The sequence below is a fragment of the Allosalinactinospora lopnorensis genome, assembly GCF_000981225.1.
GTDB classification, from domain to species: Bacteria; Actinomycetota; Actinomycetes; order Streptosporangiales; family Streptosporangiaceae; genus Allosalinactinospora; species Allosalinactinospora lopnorensis.
In genome coordinates, this window is record NZ_LAJC01000002.1 from 152,101 (window position 1) to 171,326 (window position 19,226).

A 19,226-nucleotide genomic window follows, 5' to 3' on the forward strand; every position below is an offset into this window, starting at 1 on the left:
CCGCAGCCTACCGACCGGATGGTCGCTAGACTTGCCAATGCCTGAGACCGGTGGTCGAGGGGGAGGGCGCACGGATGATGAGACCGACGGTCACCCTGCCGGAGAGCGTCACGTGGCGGATCCATCTCGACAGGGCCATGTGGGTGGCGGGGGTGCGCGCCCTCATGCTGCAGGCCCTGCACCCTGTCGCTATGCAGGGCGTATGGCAGCGCTCGGATTTCATGCGCGATCCGATGGAGCGGTTGCTGCGCATCGCCCACTTCGTCGCGATCACCACGTACGGCAGTCCCGAGGAGGCCGAAGCGCTGGGGCGCCGGGTCCGCGCGGTGCACCACCGGTTGTCGTTCACCGATCCGGCGACCGGCGAGCAGCGCCGGGTGGACGAGCACGACCTGCTGGTGTGGGTGCACTGTGCCGAGGCCGCCTCCTACCTGGAAGTGGTGGCGCGTGCCGGACTGCCGCTCACCCGGGGCGACGCCGACCGCTACCTGGCCGAGCAGTCGCACACCGCGACCTACGTCGGGTTGACCCCGGCCGACGTCCCCACGTCGGTCGGCGAGATGCGTGAGTACCTCGCCGGCGTCCGCCCCGCGCTGAGGGCCACACCGGAGGCGAAGCAGGCGGTGCGGTTCCTGCTGTGGCCCACCGTCCCCGAGCGGCTGAAGCGGTTCACCGTGCTGAAGCCGGCGTGGTTTCCCATCGGAGCCCTCGCCTACTACTGCCTGCCGGCCTGGGCGCGTCACGCATACGGGGTGCTTCCGGAGTTCCCGGGTGCCCAGGCCGCGACGACGGAGGCGCTGCACGCTCTGCGGCAGGCGCTGAACGCGAGCCCCAAGCCTCTGTACAACCGGCTGTTCGACGAGGCGACCGTGCGCAGTGCCGAGGCCGCGCGCGAGCGCCTGGCCGCCGTGGGCTACGACGTCCGCGGAGGCTTCCCCCGGTCGGCGGGGGAGGCCCGGCGCGGCCGGTCTCCCGCACCGGGGCGGCGGTTGTCCGAGAAAGCCCGCTGAGCGGGGCGTGCAGCGTGGCCGGGGCACTCTGGCGGCTGTGCGCCCCGCCGCCGGGGTCTTCTTCCCGGCCCTCGTTCCGGTCGGCCGGGGCCGCGGCGTGCGACCACGCGGAAGGCGGACCGGAGGCCGGCGTGGTTCGCGTCACCAGGCGCGGGCCTCTTCCAGGAGGCGGTCGTGGACGGCGGCCAGGTCGGGGGTGTCCTCCACCCCCGGCCGCTGGACGAGGTAGCCGGTATTGACCGGGGGGTCGTCAGGCTCCAGGAGCGGTACCAGGGTGCCTCGGGTGAGCTCGTCGAGGCAGAGATAGCGGGGAAGAACCGTGACGCCTGCTCCGGCGGCGACGCTGGAGAGGACGCCACGCAGGTCGGGGATGATGACGGAGGCGTGGCAGCTCAGGCGTACGCCGAAGACGTGACGCCAGTAGCGGCGCACGATGGGCAGGTCCTCGGCGTAGGAGACGAGGGGGACGCCGCGCAGAGCCGCAGGACCCTCCGCGGCGACACGGGCCGGGCCGATCCTCTCCGCCCATTCCTGTGACGCGACCAGCACGAACTCCTCGTCCATCATCGGTACCGCGGTGAGAGTGCGGCCGCGCGGGCGGATAGCGGAGATCACCAGGTCGTAGTGGCCGGCGCGCAGGCCGGCGAGCAGGTCGTCGGCCAGGCCTGTGGTGATCCGGAGGCGTACCCCCTGGTCGACCAGAGGCGCGAGCGCCGGCAGCACGCGCACGCAGAGCAGCTCGGCGGGACCGGCCAGGTGCACGGGAGAGGCGGAGGCGGCCGTACGGGCCGGGCCCGTGACCGCCTCCAGGGCGTCCAAAGGCGCGGCGACCCGGGCCGCCAGGTCGTCGGCGACCGGGGTGGGCGCGACACCGCGGGGCAGCCGCTTGAAGAGCTCGCGCCCCATCTGCTGTTCCAGAGACCGTATCTGGGCGGTGATGGTCGGCTGGGCCAGCCCCAGCAGATGAGCGGCTGCGGTGAGGGAGCCCGCCCGGTGAACGGCGAGAAACGTCCGTAGGCGGGTGAGATCGAGCGGACCTGCGGGTGCCGGGGCCTCCGCCTGCTCCGGTCTATCGGGTTCGCTATGGCTCATCTGGTTATTTTATTCATTTTCGGATGGATTGCCGATCCGGATCCGATGCCGCGGACGAGACGGGGCGGGGCCGCTGCACGAACGATCGGCCGTACGCGGTGCGGCTCCCGTTCGCCGGTGAGCCGTCCGACCCCGCTGGTCAGCGGGGCGGGCGGTGCGTAGCGCGGCGGCTCGTCGGCAGCACCGGCACGGAACGGTTCCGCCCCGGACGCCGGGAGTAGGCTGGCTTTATGAAACGGCGCGTGCGCCGCTATGCGTGGTTGATGAGTATCTGTCTGGTGCTGTTCGCCGGTTCGCTGCCGGTCTACTACGTTCTCGGTGTCGGATGGGCACTCGCGATGTGCCTGGTCGCGATGGTGATTCCGCCTTTCGCCGCGATCGTCGGCAACATCTCCGATCCCAGGGACCCCCAGGACCACGACTCTCTCTACGGCCCGAACGCCGAATAGCCCTTGCCCGCCGTCCGGGAAGCGGGGTCGGGGAGTCCGGGACGGTCGCGCCCGGGCTCCCCGACCGCCCGCCAGGGGGCACGGGGTCCGGTTCCGGAACAGCTCGAAGAGCTGGGGCGTGCGGGAATCGACCTGCTGCTGCGCATGCGCGACCCGGCACGGCGACCGCAGGAGCCGCAGCAGATCGTGCTGCCGGCACACCTGGTGATCCGGGACTCCACCGGATCCGCGCCCGGCTGGTCCGCTTCCGGGCGGCGCGGCCCGCGGCTTCGGCCACGGCGAGACCGCGAAACGCCGGGTGGTTCGCCGCCGTGCGGTAGGGGCCGTCAACCTGCGCGAAATGGCCCCGGCCGCGCGCTGGGGCGGGGGAGAGCGCGTTTCCCGGCGGCGGACCATCGGGGGTGGGGGAGGGGGCCGCCCCGGTGGCCGCTCCATTGCCGCGGCGCGGCTGTTCTCGTTGACGCGGGCGCGTTCCGCGCCGTGCCCGCTTGCCGCGAGGTGCGAGCCCGAGCGCGGTCGGCGGTCGATCAGCGGCCCAGCACCCGCCGCAGGGCGGCCAGGACCAGCTCGGCCCGGTCGAGGCGGGCGTTGTGACCCATCAGGCCGATTCGCCAGATCGACGACGCGTAGTCGGCCACGCCGGCCCCGATCTCGATGCCGTACTCGGTGAGCAGCTGTTCCCGGACCTTCGCGGAGTCCGCTCCCTCGGGCACCCGCACCGAGGTCAGCTGGGGAAGCCGGTGGCCTTCGGCGGCGAACAGCTCCAGACCCATCTCCTGCAGGCCCTCCTGCAGCCGCCGCCCCGCGGCGCGGTGCCGGTCGACCACGGCGTCCAGTCCCTCGTCCAGGACGCGCTCCAGGGCGGTGTCGAGTGAGGCGATCATCGCCACGGGCGCGGTGTGGTGGTAGGTACGCCCGCCGGGGCCGCCGCGTACGTAGCTCCCCAGCAGGCCGAGGTCGAGATACCACACCGGGGGGATCTCCACGCGGCGCTGCCACGCCCGTTCGGAGAAGGTGAAGGGAGCCAGCCCCGGCGCGACGCCCAGGCACTTCTGGGTGCCCGAGTAGGCGATGTCCACCCCCCAGTCGTCCACCGCGACATCGATCCCGCCCAGTGAGGTCACGCAGTCGGCCAGCAGCAGCGCCTCAGGTGAGTGCTCCCGCAGCGCCGCGCCCAGCGCGGCGATGTCGCTCCGCACGCCGGTGGAGGTCTCGGCGTGCACCGCCGCGACGATGGTGGGCGACGGGTGCGCCGCCAGGACGCGCTCCACGTCCACGGGCCCGCCCCAGGTGTGGTCCACCCGCACGACCTCGGCACCGTACCGAGCCGCCACCTCGCACATGCGCACGCCGAACAGTCCGTTGACCGCGATCACCGCGACGTCGCCGGGCCGGACGACGTTGGCGAACGCGGCCTCCATGCCGATCGATCCGGTCCCCGATAGAGGGAGCGTCACCGGGTTCGCAGTACCCCACACGGTGCGCAGGCGCTCGCAGGTGCGCTCCAGAGTGGCGATGAACTCGGGGTCCAGATGGCCCAGCAGTGGCGCCGCCAGTCCCGCGGTGGCCTCTGGGTAGGGGTTGCTCGGTCCGGGTCCTAGAAGTGTGCGCTCGGTCAAAGCCATGAAGATCACTGTAAGGGCAGGCCGCCGCCCGCCGAAGCACCACCCACCGCGATGTGCCCGCTGTATTCGGAAGCGAGCTGAGGGTGACAGCTTAAGGGCGTCCGCCGGCCGGCGCTGTACAGGGCGCGGGAGGGCTCGCCGCGACAGCATTCCACTGGGCGCAGCCCTTGGCGGGCGGCTCGGCCGGGTCCCGCGTGCGCAGACCCGGTCAAGGGGCGATGCGGAACAGCGACCGGGCCCGGTTCGCGCGCGCTGCGTCCCGCCCCTCGCCCTCGTACGATGGAAGTGCCACCGCCACGGAGCGGGAAGCCGCACTCGACGAGGAGGGCCACCGTGAACGACCAGCAGCGTCCCAACGCCGAGACAGCCCAGGACGGCGCCGGAACCGACGCACCGGTGTTCACGCCCCGGAAGAACGGTCCGTACCGGCGGGTGTCGGAGGAACTCGCGGCCTGGATGCGCACCGGCTGGGCCGACACCGAACGCCGCGACCTGCGTCCCGTCGAGCAGGCGCCCTACACCGCCAAGCGCCGCGCCGCGCTGGGCGCGCGCTTCCCCGGGGAGCGCCTGGTCGTCCCGGCCGGCCACCTCAAGACCCGCTCCAACGACACCGAGTACCCGTTCCGCGCCGCCTGCGACTACGTCTACCTCACGGGCGACCAGTCCGACGGCGGCTGCCTGGTGCTGGAGCCGGCCGCCGGCGGCGGCCACGAGGCCATCGTGTACCTGCTGCCCCGCTCCGACCGGGAGAACGGGGAGTTCTGGCTGGACGGGCGCGGTGAGCTGTGGAACGGGAGGCGCGACAGCCTCGCCGAGGCCGGCCACCTGCTCGGCCTGGCCACGCACGACGTCCGCGCGCTTCCCACCGCCCTTAAGGAGGCGCCCGCCGCGCCCACACGGATCGTCCGCGGCCACGACCCAGTGCTGGAGGAGGTACTGCGTGTGCTGCGGGGGGATGACGAGGAGGCGGAGAAGCTCGCGGCCGAACGCGACGGCGAGCTCGCCGTCCACCTGGCAGACGCCCGCCTGATCAAGGACGAGTGGGAGATCGGCCAGCTGCAGCAGGCCGTCGACTCCACCGTGCGCGGGTTCGCCGACGTCGTCGCCGCCCTACCGAAGGCCGAAGCCACCTCCGAACGCTACATCGAGGGCACGTTCTTCCTGCGCGCCCGCGTTGAGGGAAACGACGTCGGCTACGGCACCATCGCCGCTTCCGGGCCCAACGCCACGACCCTGCACTGGCAGCGCAACGACGGCCCGGTGCGGGCCGGTGAGATGCTGCTGCTGGACGCCGGCGTGGAGACCACGACCCTGTACACCGCTGACGTCACCCGCACCCTGCCGATCTCGGGCAGGTTCACCGATGTGCAGCACCGGGTCTACGACCTGGTCTTCGCCGCCCAGGAGGCCGGTATCGCCGAGGTCGCGCCGGGCAGGCCGTTCCGGGCCTACCACGAGGAGGCGCAGCGCGTCCTGGCCGAAGGCCTGATCGAGTGGGGACTGCTGGAGGGGCCGGTGGAACGGGTCCTCGATCTCGGGCTGCAGCGCCGCTACTCGCTGCACGGCACGGGGCACATGCTCGGTCTGGACGTGCACGACTGCGCGATCGCCCGCACCGAGTGCTATGTCCACGGCGACCTGGAACCGGGCATGGTGCTCACCGTCGAGCCGGGGCTGTACTTCCAGCCCGACGACCTGACCGTTCCCGAGGAGCTGCGCGGCATCGGCGTACGGATCGAGGACGACGTGCTCGTCACGGCCGAGGGCAACCAAGTGCTCTCGGCGGCGCTGCCGCGCAGCTCCGAGGACGTCGAGGCCTGGCTCGCCGAGAGGCTCCCCGCGGTTTAGCGGCGCGCGCCGTCCGGTCGGCGGCGCACCCGTGCTCGGGGCCGCCGCCCGGCGTCAGCCCGCGCCGTGCTCGTTGTACGTTCCGGCGAGCTCCTGGCCGGACAGCGCGTGGACGGCGGCCATGATCTCGTCGGTGACCACCCGGCGGGCCCTGCCCGGCCTGAGGTGGTCGTAGCCGGTCGAGAAGTCCATGGGGGCGCCGAAACGCACCCGTACCGGGCTGATCCGCGGCAGCCGCGCGCCGACCGGCTGGATCCGTTCGGTCCCCCACAGCGCGACGGGAACGACGGGCGCTTCGGACGTCATCGCCAGATGGGCCACACCCGTCCGGCCGCGGTACAGCCGTCCGTCGCGCGAGCGGGTGCCCTCCGGGTAGACCGCGAAGGCCTCCCCGTCCTTGAGGAGCCGCAGTCCCAGGTCCAGCGCCTCAAGTGCCTCCCGCCCGGTGCCGCGCCTCACCGGTACCGCGCCGAGCGCGCTGAACATCGCCCTGGACAGCCACCCCTTCGGCCCGGTGCCCTCGAAGTACTCCGACTTGGCCAGGAAGCGGACGCGGCGCGGTACGGCCAGCGGAATCACCACGCTGTCGCAGAAGGACAGGTGGTTGCTGGCCAGGATCACCGGGCCGGTCGCAGGGATGTGCTCCAGCCCTTCGACCGCGGGCCGGTACAGCAGCCTGCCCACTGCCGCTCCCACCCGCCGCACTGTGCCGTAGAGCACTTGTCTCCCACCGATATCGCCGCAGTTACCGGGAACTCCACTGTATCTCCATCTCCGCTGGTCCTGACGCTGCGTTCCGGGCCCTTGCCGGAAGGGGCGGCGGCCGGTCAGGCCGCCGATGTGCCACTGTTACGGCCGCGTGGTGCAATAGGTCGGCGTGGAGAGTGGAAACGAAAGACTCGAACGGTGGCAGCGGCACTCCGAGCTGCCCTTGGTCAGTGCGGCGCTGGTGTTCCTCGCGGCCTATGCGTGGCCGATCCTCGACACTGGTCTCGCCCAGCACTGGCAGTCGGTGTGCTGGGCGCTCACCTGGATAACCTGGGCCGTTTTCGTCGCCGACTACGCGGTGCGGCTGAGCCTGGCGCGGCACCGCCTGGCCTACGCGCGCGCCAACCTCCTCGACCTCGCGATCATCCTGCTGCCGGCGCTGCGGCCCCTGCGGCTGCTCCGGCTGATCACGGTCGTGCACGTGCTGAACCGGAGGCTGGAGGTGTCGCTGCGCAAGAACGTCACGCTGTACGCGACCGTCACCTCGTGCCTGGTCCTTTTCTGCGCGGCACTGGCGCTGCTGAAGGCCGAGCGCGGCGTCCCCGGGGCGACCGTCGCCACGTTCGAGGACGCGCTGTGGTGGTCGGCGGTCACCGTGACCACCGTCGGCTACGGCGACTTCTACCCTGTCACCACGACGGGTCGGCTGATCGCGGTCGGACTGTTCCTCGGCGGGATCGCCCTGCTGGGCGTGGTGACCGGGACGCTTACCTCATGGTTCGTGGAGAAGGTGGACGAGTCGCACGAGGCGACCACCGCGACGCGGGCGGAGGTCGAGGCGCTGACGGCCGAGGTCCGGGCGCTGCGTGCGGAGCTGACCGCCAGGGGCGGCAGGGACACCGAGAGCGCCGGCGGGCCCGACTGACCTCCCGCGGTCCCTGAGGTTGCGGGTGTGATTCCGCAGAGGCCGGTTTCTCCACGACGCCGGCCCCCGGACGCGGCCTGCTCACTCCTGAACTCTTCTGAACGCGCGGGTCGATACGCCGCCCGGCGGCCCGCCGGGGCCGGTTCCGGCCCCGGCCTTACCTTGTACGCTGAGATTCGGAGGGAGGATAGACGTAGGTGGCCACCCACGCCGAACGAGGACCCGAACCCCGCATTCCGTTGAGTAGAGAGCGGGTGTTGCGGGCCGCGGTCGACCTCGCCGACGAGGGCGGCATCGAGTCACTCACGATGCGCCGCCTCGCCGAGGAACTGGGGGCCGAGGCGATGTCGCTCTACTACCACGTGGCCAACAAGGAAGAAGTCCTGGACGGCATCGTGGATGTCATCGCCGGGGAGATCAACGAGGCCGCCGACCGGATCGACGTGCCCTCCAAGGGGGTCGGCTGGAAGAAGGCCGTGCGGCAGAGGGTTCTGTCCGCCCGCGAGGTGCTCCTTCGCCACTCCTGGGCGCCCGGCCTCTTCGCCACCCGCACCAACGAGAGTCCGGCGGTCCTGCGGTACTTCGACGCCTTGGTCGGGCTCATGCGAGACGGCGGCTTCTCCTACGACCTGACCCACCACGCGCTGCACGCCTTGGGCAGCCGGGCCCTGGGGTTCACCCAGGAGCTGTTCGACACGGGTGACGGGGCCGGTGACGAGAAAGCCGACGCCGTGTTGGAAAGCATGGCCGAACAGCTCCCCAACCTCGTCGGAATGATGACCGAGATCGTGCACGACGACCCCGACTCCACGCTGGGCCGGTGCGACGACCAGACCGAGTTCGAGTTCGGGCTGGACATCATCCTCGACGGTCTCGACAGGATGCGCGAGACGGCCTGACCTCCATGACTTCGGCTGCCGGCGGGTCGATCCGCCCGCCTTCCCCGCCCGGAAACGGTGCCGGGACCGTTCCTGCCGGTTCCCGGCCGGGGGCCGCCGTGAGACGACGGCCCGCGGAGCAGGTGCGGAACTCCTGACGTCCGCGGCCGCCGCGATCTCCTGGGAGCGGTTCGGCGGCGTGGTGCCTCCGCTCCTTCAAAGGGGTGGGCGCGGAGTCCACGCTGGTGCCGCTTCACCCGCTCGTCCGCGGGGCGGCAGACCCGGATAGCCGGGTGTCGGTACGTTCGCGGTTCGCCACCGACTTCGCCTTGACCGGCTTACGCCGTATGAGTATCTTACGATGTAAGATAATCTTACACTGTACGGTCACAAGATTCGTACCTCCAGGAGGAAAGGGCCCTGCGCCCGCCGGACGAAGCCGGTTCCCCTGGTGGCGGGGATGCCACCGGGACGTGGGGGTTTCCGGGAGACGCCGGTCGTCATGCGGATCCGGGAACCCCCGGTCGGGTTTCGATCCGCCGCCCACTCCATCTCCCGGGGCACGGCCCATGCCGGACCCGCCACCCGAGCACCAACCACTCACCCTCTGTAACGATGAGGAGAATGCGATGAAGGCGTTCGTGCCGCGCTCCTTCGGATCACCCGACGTCTTGGATCTCGTGGACAAGGCGCGATCGGCTCTCCCCCTCGGTGCAGACGCCGCCCCGCCGCGCGACCGCTGATCGCCTATGACCGCTTAGTCGGCGGGCCGCCAGTCGGCGTTCGCGCCGCAGATCACCAGGCACGGTTCGGTGCCGGGCACCCGTCCGGCCAGCCACGCGGCGAAAGGGACCGCGGCCGCGGGCTCGGCGGCGATCCGGAACTCCTCCCACAGCCGGTCGCGCGCGGCGATGATCTCGTCCTCGGTGACCAGCGCCGTCGACACCTGGTGGGCGCGCAGCACAGCGAAGGGGACATCGCCCAGGCGGGCCGCTCCCAGCGCGGAGGACGCGACCGAGTCCACCGGTGTGTCGACCGGTTCTCCGGCGGCGAGGGCGGCGTGCAGGCTCTGGCACCCCTCCGGTTCGACCGCCACGACCCGGCGGTCGCCGGCTCCCAGGCGTACGCCCGCGACCAGCCCGCCGCCGCCTACGGCCACCGCCACGGTGTCGCATCCGGGCGCGTCGGCCGCGATCTCGTGACCGATCGTGCCCTGCCCGGCCGCGACGGACGGGTCGTCGTAGGCGTGCAGGTAGCGCACTCCTTCGGTCTCGGCGTGCCGGCGGGCCGCCTCGGCCGCGACGGCGTAGTGCTCGCCGAGGCGGACCAGCTCCGCTCCGGAGGCCTCCAGCCTGCGCGCCTTGGCCTCGGGGACCGTCTCGGGCACGTAGACGACGGCCTTGATTCCCAGCAGCCGGGCCGCTGTGGCCACCCCCAAGCCGTGGTTGCCGCCGGAGGCGGTGATGACGCGGCTGGTCGGCCCGCCGGAGAGGAGGGCGTTGAGAGCGCCGCGGAGCTTGAACGCCCCGGTCAACTGGAGGTGTTCCAGCTTCAGGGCCAGCGGGCGCCCGTCGATGCTGGCATGCAGCACCGGAGTGCGGCGTACATAGCGCGAGATCCGTTCGGCGGCCGCGCGGACGTCGACGGCCGTCGGGACGTGGGCCGGAAGCGTCGTATGCGAGGTCATACCGCCACTCTGCCCTTGGCCGTGCTTAAGTTAAAGTTGGTACTGCTAACGAAGATTAAGCAGCGCTTTATACCGGAACCGCTGTCCCGGCGGTTGAGCGAGGACGGTGGCCGCAGGGGTTGCAGCCGCCGCGGGGAGGCGGACCTCGATGCTGGACGCCAACCGGGTGCGGGTACTGGTGGAGATCGCGCACGCCGGATCGATCGCCTCGGCCGCCGAGCGGATGTCGTTCACCCCTCCTGCGCTCTCCCAGCAGCTCGCCAAGCTCGAACGCGAGGTCGGCTGCGTTCTCGTGGAGCGGGGCCGCGCCGGTGTGCGGCTCACCGCTGCGGGGCGGGTGCTGCTGGAGCACGGCGAACGGGTCCTCGGTGAACTGCGCGACGCCGAGGCGGCCGTGCGCGCCACAGCGGGGGAGGCGCCGCAGCGGCTGTCCATGGGAGCCTTCGCCAGCGCCGGGAAGATACTGGTGCCCAGTGCGCTCGCGGCGTTCGGCCGGGCCCATCCGCACGTTCGACTGGCCCTGTCCGACGTGGAGCCGCCCGGCGGGTATGGATCGGTGACCTCGGGTGACCTGGACCTGCTCATCACCCACCGCTATCCGGGCACCGCACTGCCCCAGGTCACCGGATTGCACCGGGAGCAGATCCTGGTCGATCCGCTGCTGCTGGTGCTGCCCGAAGGGCACCCGGCGGCCGGCGGCTCCCCGCACCTGGCAGACCTGGCCGGTGAGGAGTGGATCTGCGGAGCGCCGGGCATCTCCAACCGGATCGCGCTGGAGTACGCGGCCGAGTCCGAGGGGGTCCGGCTCACGGTGGCCTACGAGACCCGCGACTACGAGGTCACGCTGGCCCTGATCCGCTCCGGTGTCGGTATCGGCCTGATCCCGCAGACCATCCTGCGTGCCGCGCCGGGTTCCGACTGGTCGGCCGTTCCGCTGTCCGGGGCCGAAACGGCGCGGGAGATCTACGTCGTGCACCGCAACCGTCCACGCAGCCCGGTCCCGGCGATGGTGGACATGCTGCGCGGGGCGGCGCGTCGCGCCCTCGGCTGAGCGGTCTGCCGCCCGGGCCGGGCCAGGGGAGCGTTCAGCCCCCCCTTGACATTTTGTGAATCTACGATGTAAAGGCAGGGGATGTGAGCATCCCTCAGCCACCACGGCGAAGCACACCGGGCACTCCTCGGCGACCATGCACCCGCCTCCGGATCGGATGACTCTCCGGTGCTTCGGCGACGGTTGGTTCGTCCCTGATCACGAAGCGACGAGTGAGTGCGGGGTAGGACAAAGGGAACGGCCCCGCCCTCCTGAGCCCGCGCCGCAGCCCCGCACCCGGTTCCGGCCTCGGAAGGTTGCGCCCGAGGAAGGCGCACACAACGACCGATTTTCCCCGAATTCGGGAACTCTCCTACGCGCGTCGATGAATGCGGGACTTCGCGGGGTCGGTCAGTCGGCGTGTCGTTGCGAGTGCGCCGCGGCGTCCGCCTGCAACTGCCCCGAATACTTGATTTTTCCACCTGTTTCCGCGTACCGGAGGGAGTGCACTCCGCTCGTCCGGCGAAGGACGGTAATGCTGTTCTGCATCAGTTTGTGCGGCTCCAGCAGATTGACTGTCTCCAGCTCTCCCGGATTCGACCGCTGGAACGCCTTGATGTAACGGATCAGGGCCTCGCCCTCCGGATAGGTGGTGAGGTAATGCATGACCACCATCCCGCCGTCCGGGTTGATCAGTTCCCAGAAATGGTCGAAGAAGTACAGGCATTCCCAGGCGTCGACCCAGGCGAAGTCGATGGGAGTGGAATCCTCCGGAAGGAGGTCGCGCGACGTGCGGAGATCGGTGTCGATCACGGATACGAAGTCCGCGAGCCGGAGTTTTCGGAGCACCTCCAGGACCTGTCTCGCGGAGGAATCCTCCATGGACAGATCGTCCACGGCCACCATCTTGGGGCGGTGGGGGGTGAGATGGGAGGCGGGCGTCACCAGAGGTGGGTGTTCCAGGAGCCAGGAGTCGTCCAACTCGCCCCCCGCGTCCAGGTGGCGCCGGGTCTTGACCGCGAGGGCCTCGGACTCGGCCCGTGCCTGCTCCTCGGTTCCCGCGAGGGCTGCGGCGAGGAAGGGCGTCGTATACCCCATCCCCACCTCCAGTACCCGGCGCGGCCGGAGGAACCCGATGAGATCGGCCAGTAGAGGGGCCACGGACTCGGTGCCCATGCCGGGCACGGCCAGTTCGGCCACCGCGTTTCGGAATTCCGGATCAGTGATTCTGCTCGGACGCACCTGTCTCCTCGTTCATCTCGCTCCGATGCGACCCATGGCCTCACTCGCTCCCGACCGCGGCCACCACCTCCACTTCGATCAGGGCCTCCGGCTTGAAGAGCCGCGGCACCTCGACAGTGGTGCTTGCCGGGGGGTCGGGCAGGAGGCGCTTCTTGTACGCGCTCGCGTACTCGGGCCTCCGGTCGAGATCCGTGAGGAATGCGGTGATCTTTACGATGTCGGAGAACGCTGCACCGTGTGCGTCGAGCAGCTGTCCGATGGTCTCGAAGATCCGCTCGGCCTGGGCGGCCATGTCGCCGGGGGCGACCACACGTCCGTCGTCGTCGAGAGCGATCTGCCCCGCGACGTAAAGCAGTGAGCCGCCGCCGACATCAACCCTGACCACCTGCGAGTAAGGGCCGGCGGGGGCGGGAGCGCCGGCGGGGTTGTCGAAGGTTTTGATCATCAAAGCTCCTCACCTGTGGGGGCGTATGTCCGGGCGCGCCGGCATCTGTCCTGCGACCCGGCTCCTCATCGCCGGGCGGGAACACCGCACCCTCTCTGACGGGGGCGATCTCCTATCCGTGGGCCTACTGCCGCAGGAAACGGACGACCGAGCTGACGTCCTGGTCGTCGAGTCCGGCGGCTCGTCCGGCGGCGAGTTGCGCTCGCGCCGCCGCGACGACGCCGTTCTCGTGCGCCCCCTCGGTCAGCGCCAACGCCAGGTCCTTTTCCGCGAGGCCGAGTGCGAACGCGGTCGGCGGTGCCTCAGCGGCGGTGATCCGGTCCCGCAACCGGGTCACGAGAGCGCCCATCGGTGTCTCGGAGAGCACGTCGAGAGTGGTCTCGGGGTCCAGCCCGAGGTGGTCGGCGAGTTTCACCGCCTCGCCGATCGTCACGATCGAGGTGATGAACGAGAGGTTCGCGGCGAGTTTCATGGCTGCGCCGTCGCCGAGGCCACCTACGTGGTGCGGGGTGCCGAGCACGCTGAGAGGTTCACGGCATACCTCGATGTCCTCGGCGCTCCCGCCCAGGAAGATCTTCAGCTCGCCCGCGGAGGCTTGGGGAAGGCTGCCGAGCACCGGCCCGTCGGCGAGGCGCGTCCCTGAGGGGAGCCGCTCGCGCAGCTTCGCGATGGCGGAGGGGCCGACCGTCGACATCTCGACGACCATGGCGCCTGGTGAGAGGCCGGCCGCCGCTCCCTCCGGGCCGAAGAACGTGTCGTCGACCGCGGTCGGATCCGCCAGCATCGTGATGACCAGATCGCGTCCGGCCGCGGTCTCCACAGGGGTGCCGCCTATCTTGGCCCCTGCTTCGAGGAAATCTTCGGTGCGGGAGGCCGTCCGATTCCAGACGGCCAGGTCGTAGCCGTGGTCCGCCAGCCGGCGCGCCATTAGTGCGCCCATACGGCCGAGCCCGAGAAAACCGATGCGCATGGTCCGTGAGCGTAGCGCACAACAATGCGTTTCACTGGTCTGATTTTCCATAGGGCTCGTATTATCGCTGGTCATCGCTTTCGCAATAGATGGGGCCTGATGTGGCCATGATCAAGTGGCCTGATTCTGCGATCCGCGCTGGTCTTGGCCGACGTGCCGAATCCCCTGGTCGAGCTGTTTCCGGGGGACGGAATGCTGGCCGAAATGCCGGATTTTTCCTCTCTTGTGCGCCGGCCGGTGTCCGGTTGCGGACAGACATTTCGAACTCGCGCTGTTTTGACTACTCTGACCGGGGTTGCGGCGCTCGGTCGGATGAAGCCACCGTCCGGTCTTTCTGTGAGCGCGATGACATCTGATCGGCATGAGGACATCTGATTGGAAAACGTGTGTCGGGGACAGGGTCGAACGGGGAGAAATTCGCGGTGTCATCCAGCGATTTAATTCATGAACTCGTGGCTAATTGCGTGGAATGTCGACCGGACGCGTGCGCGGTATACGACCCGCTGACCGGTGGAGCGTTGACGTACACGGAACTGTGGGAGCGGGCGGGGTGGGTCGTCGCGGAGCTGGCGAGACGGGGGATCGGCCCCGGCGATCTCGTCGGCGTCGGCCAGAACCGCTCCATCGACCTGGTCGTGGGTTTCCTGGGCGTCCTCCGTACCGGAGCGGCCTACCTCCCGTTGGACGCCATGGCTCCCGCCGCCCGTCTTGAGGGCATCCTCGAGGAATCGGGTACTCGCCTGGTCATGTGCTCCGCCGCGAAGCCGTGGAGCGATCTTCCTTCGCGTATCGAGCGTGTTCCGGTGCCTGCAGCCGCCCCCTCCGGCGGTTCGGTGCCCGAGACCGCTGTCGGGACGGAGGCCCCGGCCTACGTGTGCTACACGTCCGGGTCCACAGGAAGACCCAAGGGCGTGATCGTGTCGCACCGAGCGGTGCTCCGCCTGGTCCGCAAACCGAACTTCTGCTCCATCGGCCCGGGGGACCGTGTCGCGAACCTGGCCAACCCCGCCTTCGACGTGACCACCTTCGAGATCTGGAACACGCTCGCAGTCGGCGGGACTGTCGTGGTCCTTCCCTCGCTGACGGATGTCCCCATCGACGAATGGGTGGCCATGCTGCGCGACCAGCGGATCGACACGATGTCCCTCACCACGTCGCTGTTCCACGCGGTCGCCCGGGAGCGTCCGGACGCGTTCGCGTCGGTGCGGACGCTCGCGGTCGCCGGCGAGCAGATGGATCTGGGGGCCACGCGTCGGGTCCTGGCAGCGGAGCCACCGAAAAGCCTGGTCAACGCGTACGGGCCTACGGAGGCCACCACGTTCGCGTCGTACTTCGAGTGCTCCCGGGAGAGCCTGGCAGGCCTCGACCGGGTTCCCATCGGCTTTCCCATCCAGGAGACGAGCCTCCACCTGCTCGACGAGGAGCTTGCCCCGGTGCCCTGCGGGGAGACCGGTGAACTGTGCATAGGCGGGCCCGGGGTGGCGACCGGGTACCTGGAGCGGGCCGAGCTCACCGCGGACAGGTTCGTCACCCGCCCCGAGACGGACGAAAGGATCTACCGCACCGGTGACCTGGGAAGGGAGCTACCCGGCGGCGCCATCGAGCTTCTCGGCCGCCGAGATCGGCAGGTCAAGCTACGGGGGTTCCGGATCGAGCTGGGGGAGATCGAGCGCGCCGCGGCCACAACAGGACTGGTCGACTCCGCGTTCGTCGAGAAGGTCGGTGAAGGCGAGTCGGCGACACTGATCGGGTTCGTGCTCCCGGCCGCGAAGACAGCTCAGACGGGTGAGGAGCTGAACCGTGTCCTGGCCTCGTCGCTGCCGAGCTACATGCTGCCGTCGCGCTGGATCACGCTCGACCGCGTCCCGGTGAACTCCACGGGAAAGGTCGACCGCGCCCGTCTGATCGCGATGCTCGACGCACCCTCGCCGGCCGCGGCACCAGGAGGGCACCCAGCGGCCGCTTCGGTGGTCGAGGAGGTGCGCCGGATCTGGTGCGAGGTGCTGGACGTTCCGCAGGTCGAGCCGACGGACAACTTCATCGACCTGGGCGGCGACTCGATGCTCGCCGCGCGGGCGACGGAAATGATCCGGGAGCGGATCGACCCGGAGGCGGATCCGGCCCTTGTGCTGCTGAGCGACTCGCTGACCGAACTGGCGGGGCAGCTCCGAGCGAGGGGAGCGGTGGTTTGACACGTTCTGCCCCCCGGCGGCAGGCCGCCGACGGCGGCGTACGGGACGGAGCGGGGCCGCCCGCGATCGAACGGGCCGGCGCCACGGTCACGCCACTGTCCCATGCCCAGGAACGCATGTGGTTCGCCGACGCCGCGGCCCCCGGCAACGCGACGTACAACGAACCCCTCTTCTTCGCCTGGAACGAGCCGGTCGACATCGCGGCGCTGACCACGGCACTCACCACCATCATCCGGCGGCACGAGATCCTGCGGAGCACCTACCGGCTCGACGGCGACCGTCCGGTCCAGGTCGTCGCCGATGCGGCGTCGGTCGGCGCGAAACCCGGGATGACCGACCTCACCGGGGTTCCCGACGCGGGACGCCGGGCGCGCGAGGAGGCCGAACAGCACGCCCGGGAACCCTTCGACCTGGAGACCGGCCCCATTGTGCGGTGCCATGTGTGGCGCGGCATTCCCGAGGGCGACGCGGTGCTGCTCACGTTCCACCACATCGCCGTCGACGGCGGGTCGTACCCGGTGCTGCTCGACGAGTTCGCGGAGGCCTACGACAGCGCGCTGGCGGGCCGAGTCCCGGAGACCGAGGATCCGCCCGTCCAGTACGCCGACTTCGCGGCCTGGGAACGCGAGGTGACCGTCGGGGCGGCTCTCGCCTCCGAGGTGAGCAAACGCGCCGAAGAGCTGCTCGAAGTCCCCGGCGGCTTGGTACTGGCCGGGTGCGGTGAGCGGCCGGCGGCCTCCGAGGGGTCGCGGCCCGGCCGCCAGGAGGCCTTCACGGTCCCCTCCCACGTGCGCGAACGTGTCCACGAGGTCGCGAGGTCCCTCCGTGCGACGCCCTTCGTCGTCCTGCTGGCCGCTTTGCAGGGGGTGCTCCACCAGTGGTCGGGGCGCAAGGAGTTCCTCGTCGGTTCGATCGTCGGCCACAGGCCTCGCCCCGAGATCGAGGCACTGCCGGGCCTCTTCGTGAACACCGTGCCGCTGCGCTGCCGCGTCGAGCCGCAGTGGTCGTTCGCCGAGCTCTGCACCCGCTCACGCACCGAGGCCTACCGCTCCCTCTCTTACCGGGAGCTGCCGTTCGACGAACTCACCTCGGCCGCCGCATCCGCTCGGGAGCAGGGGCGGCGGGAACTGGTCGACGTCGCCCTCGTCTTCCAGAACGCGCTCGGGTCCGGTGGGCGGGCGCCGACCCGCTGGGCTCCGCCGCGGCTGCTCGGCACGGGCACGGCCAAGTTCGACCTGCTGCTGTTTGTGGAGGACGGTCCTGATGGCATCTCCGTCACGGTTGAACACGACACCGACCGATACTCCGACGGGATCGCCCGTGCCATAGGCGCGGGGTTCGTGGCACTGATCACTGAGGCTGTCGCCGGCCCGGATCGACTGCTCCGGGATCTTCCCGGCGCCCCGCCGTCGGGACTCCCGCTGCCCGCACCTCCGTCGCCCTCGCTGAGCAGCGGTGTGAACAGCGAGAACGGCCGCAGCGCTACCGATCCGACCGCGACGGCGAGTCCCTCGGGAGCGGCCCCCTCCACCGGCGGGCTCACGCCCGACGAGCGCCGCGCCGCCGAACTCTTCGCCGACGCGCTCGCGGCCGCCATCCCGGGAACGCCCAATGACCTGGCCGACCGGCTGACCCCGGAGGCGAACTTTTTCGCTCTTGGCGGCCACTCCCTGATGGCCGTGACCATGCTCGCTGAAGCGCGGCGCCGTTACGCCGCCTCCGTCGCACCTCGGGATTTCCTGCCCGCCCCCACGGTCTCCGGACTGGCCCGACTGCTCGGCGCGGCGCGGGCACCGAACGACGAGCGGCACGCCCCGGCCGCCCCGGCCATCCCGACCGGGCCGCATCCGGCGACGTCCGCGCAGCAGCGCTTCTGGTTCCTCGACAGGATCCCCGAACTGCGCCCGGCGTATCTGATGCCCACGGTCGTCGAGTACACCGGCCCCGTAGACCGGGCGGCCCTCCACCGGGCCCTGACCACGGTCATGGACCGCCACCCCGGGCTCCGCTCCCGGTTCGAGCTGGACCGGAGGCAGCGCCGCCTGGTTTACCGGACCGGGGGCCCTCCCCCCGCGGTGGCGGCGACCGACGCGGCGGCCTGGACACCGGCCGAGGTGCGGGAGCACCTGGCCTCCGCCTGCCGGACCGGGTTCGACCTTGCCGTCGACGCACCCGCGCGCGCAGAAGTCGTATCGGTCGGCGACCGGACACTCCTCGTCCTGGTCGCACACCACATCGCCATCGATGGCTGGTCCAGGGGCCTGCTCCTGGAACAGCTCGCAGAGGCCTACCGGGCTGAGACCGGGGGAGGCCCGGCCGCGCTGGCGGAACCGGTGCATCCGGCGCGGGCGGTCGGTGCCGCTCCCGAACGGGCGGTGGCGGAGCGGACAGAGGAGATGGTGGCATGGCTGAACGGGGCACCGACGGATATCAGCCTGCCCCATGACCGCCCCAGAGGCGGGTCGCAGTCCATCCAGGCCGCGACGTGCGCGACCCGTCTGGGCGGTGAGCTGACCGCCCGGTTGCGCGCGGTCGCGGGCGACGGACTCGGCTGCACCTCGTTCATGAGCGCCGTGGCACTGCTCGCGGTGGCTCTGGCGCGTCGCACCGGTCAGCGGGACTTCCTCTTCGCCTTCCCCTGGGCCGGCCGGGAGTCCTCCGACAGCGCCGACGCGGTGGCGATGCTCGTCAACACCCTGGTGCTCCGGGCCGACCTCAGAGGCCGCATCACCTGGCGGGACCTGCTGGAACGTGTGAAGGAAAGCAGCACGTTCTGCTACCGCCGCGCCGACGTGCCATTCGAGTCGCTGGTCACGGCGCTGCATCCGGACAGGGACCTGAGCCGTCCGCCCCTGACCCCCGTGTACCTCACCTTCTGGGACGGGCCTCCGGACGTGCCGGCCCTGCGGCCCGGAATCGGCGCCCGCCTGTTGCCGTCCGACCCTCCCCGTATCAAGTACGAACTCGAACTCGACGTTACAGAGCACGCCGAGGACATCGAACTGGCCGCCTCCTACACCTGTGCCCTGTTCGACCCCGGGACCGTGACAGAACTGCTCGATGCAATGGTCGCCGCCGCACGGGAGCTGGTGGACGACCCCGGATCCCATCCCTTGTAAGGAGAT

15 protein-coding genes are annotated in these 19,226 nt (G+C 70.6%); 8 read left to right on the plus strand and 7 right to left on the minus strand.

Annotated elements, in window-relative coordinates:
- The first annotated feature begins 77 nt into the window (after window positions 1–77).
- Window positions 78–1,010, plus strand: a complete 933-nt coding sequence (locus tag VS93_RS01675; RefSeq protein ID WP_046468276.1) for an oxygenase MpaB family protein — start codon at window positions 78–80, stop codon at window positions 1,008–1,010.
- A gap of 141 nt (window positions 1,011–1,151) precedes the next feature.
- Here the strand turns inward: VS93_RS01675 and VS93_RS01680 are convergent, their stop codons facing one another.
- Window positions 1,152–2,102, minus strand: coding sequence for a LysR family transcriptional regulator (locus tag VS93_RS01680; RefSeq protein ID WP_046468233.1), 951 nt, complete (start codon window positions 2,100–2,102; stop codon window positions 1,152–1,154).
- 230 nt (window positions 2,103–2,332) lie between these two features.
- Between VS93_RS01680 and VS93_RS01685 the strand changes: the two genes are divergently transcribed.
- A complete protein-coding gene (locus VS93_RS01685; protein WP_046468234.1) occupies window positions 2,333–2,551 on the plus strand; it encodes a DUF3099 domain-containing protein in 219 nt (72 codons plus the stop codon).
- A 527-nt stretch (window positions 2,552–3,078) separates the two neighbouring features.
- Here the strand turns inward: VS93_RS01685 and VS93_RS01690 are convergent.
- Window positions 3,079–4,176: a pyridoxal-phosphate-dependent aminotransferase family protein gene (locus tag VS93_RS01690; RefSeq protein WP_046468277.1), complete on the minus strand. Its 1,098-nt coding sequence runs from the start codon at window positions 4,174–4,176 to the stop codon at window positions 3,079–3,081.
- Window positions 4,177–4,509: 333 nt separating this feature from the next.
- On the opposite strand from VS93_RS01690, the gene VS93_RS01695 reads away from it, so the two are divergent.
- The gene (locus VS93_RS01695) at window positions 4,510–6,024 is read left to right on the plus strand and encodes an aminopeptidase P family protein (protein ID WP_046468235.1); all 1,515 of its coding nucleotides are present in this window, start codon (window positions 4,510–4,512) and stop codon (window positions 6,022–6,024) included.
- A gap of 54 nt (window positions 6,025–6,078) precedes the next feature.
- Here the strand turns inward: VS93_RS01695 and VS93_RS01700 are convergent, their stop codons facing one another.
- A complete protein-coding gene (locus VS93_RS01700) occupies window positions 6,079–6,744 on the minus strand; it encodes a lysophospholipid acyltransferase family protein (protein ID WP_046468236.1) in 666 nt (221 codons plus the stop codon).
- Window positions 6,745–6,901: 157 nt separating this feature from the next.
- Between VS93_RS01700 and VS93_RS01705 the strand changes: the two genes are divergently transcribed.
- Window positions 6,902–7,657 (plus strand): potassium channel family protein, encoded by a 756-nt coding sequence (locus tag VS93_RS01705; protein WP_046468237.1) that lies wholly within the window; start codon window positions 6,902–6,904, stop codon window positions 7,655–7,657.
- A gap of 197 nt (window positions 7,658–7,854) precedes the next feature.
- The gene (locus VS93_RS01710) at window positions 7,855–8,556 is read left to right on the plus strand and encodes a TetR/AcrR family transcriptional regulator C-terminal domain-containing protein (RefSeq protein WP_046468238.1); all 702 of its coding nucleotides are present in this window, start codon (window positions 7,855–7,857) and stop codon (window positions 8,554–8,556) included.
- 736 nt (window positions 8,557–9,292) lie between these two features.
- Here the strand turns inward: VS93_RS01710 and VS93_RS01715 are convergent.
- On the minus strand, window positions 9,293–10,222 hold the full coding sequence (locus VS93_RS01715; protein ID WP_046468239.1) for a threonine/serine dehydratase: 930 nt from the start codon (window positions 10,220–10,222) through the stop codon (window positions 9,293–9,295).
- 148 nt (window positions 10,223–10,370) lie between these two features.
- Here VS93_RS01715 and VS93_RS01720 point away from each other — a divergent pair, with 148 nt between their 5' ends.
- Window positions 10,371–11,273: a LysR family transcriptional regulator gene (locus tag VS93_RS01720; RefSeq protein ID WP_046468240.1), complete on the plus strand. Its 903-nt coding sequence runs from the start codon at window positions 10,371–10,373 to the stop codon at window positions 11,271–11,273.
- A 390-nt stretch (window positions 11,274–11,663) separates the two neighbouring features.
- Here the strand turns inward: VS93_RS01720 and VS93_RS01725 are convergent, their stop codons facing one another.
- The 3 genes from VS93_RS01725 to VS93_RS01735 form a co-directional block, all read right to left on the minus strand.
- The gene (locus VS93_RS01725) at window positions 11,664–12,494 is read right to left on the minus strand and encodes an O-methyltransferase (RefSeq protein ID WP_052745449.1); all 831 of its coding nucleotides are present in this window, start codon (window positions 12,492–12,494) and stop codon (window positions 11,664–11,666) included.
- 40 nt (window positions 12,495–12,534) lie between these two features.
- Entirely contained in the window at window positions 12,535–12,939 is a 405-nt protein-coding gene (locus VS93_RS01730) for a RidA family protein (RefSeq protein ID WP_046468241.1), read from the minus strand.
- Between the two features lie 124 nt (window positions 12,940–13,063).
- The gene (locus VS93_RS01735) at window positions 13,064–13,909 is read right to left on the minus strand and encodes an NAD(P)-dependent oxidoreductase (protein WP_046468242.1); all 846 of its coding nucleotides are present in this window, start codon (window positions 13,907–13,909) and stop codon (window positions 13,064–13,066) included.
- 464 nt (window positions 13,910–14,373) lie between these two features.
- Between VS93_RS01735 and VS93_RS01740 the strand changes: the two genes are divergently transcribed.
- Window positions 14,374–16,101, plus strand: a complete 1,728-nt coding sequence (locus tag VS93_RS01740; protein ID WP_046468243.1) for a non-ribosomal peptide synthetase — start codon at window positions 14,374–14,376, stop codon at window positions 16,099–16,101.
- The gene (locus VS93_RS01745; protein ID WP_156184640.1) at window positions 16,098–19,220 is read left to right on the plus strand and encodes a condensation domain-containing protein; all 3,123 of its coding nucleotides are present in this window, start codon (window positions 16,098–16,100) and stop codon (window positions 19,218–19,220) included. The genes VS93_RS01740 and VS93_RS01745 overlap by 4 nt, the downstream gene beginning before the upstream one ends.
- Window positions 19,221–19,226 lie beyond the last annotated feature (6 nt).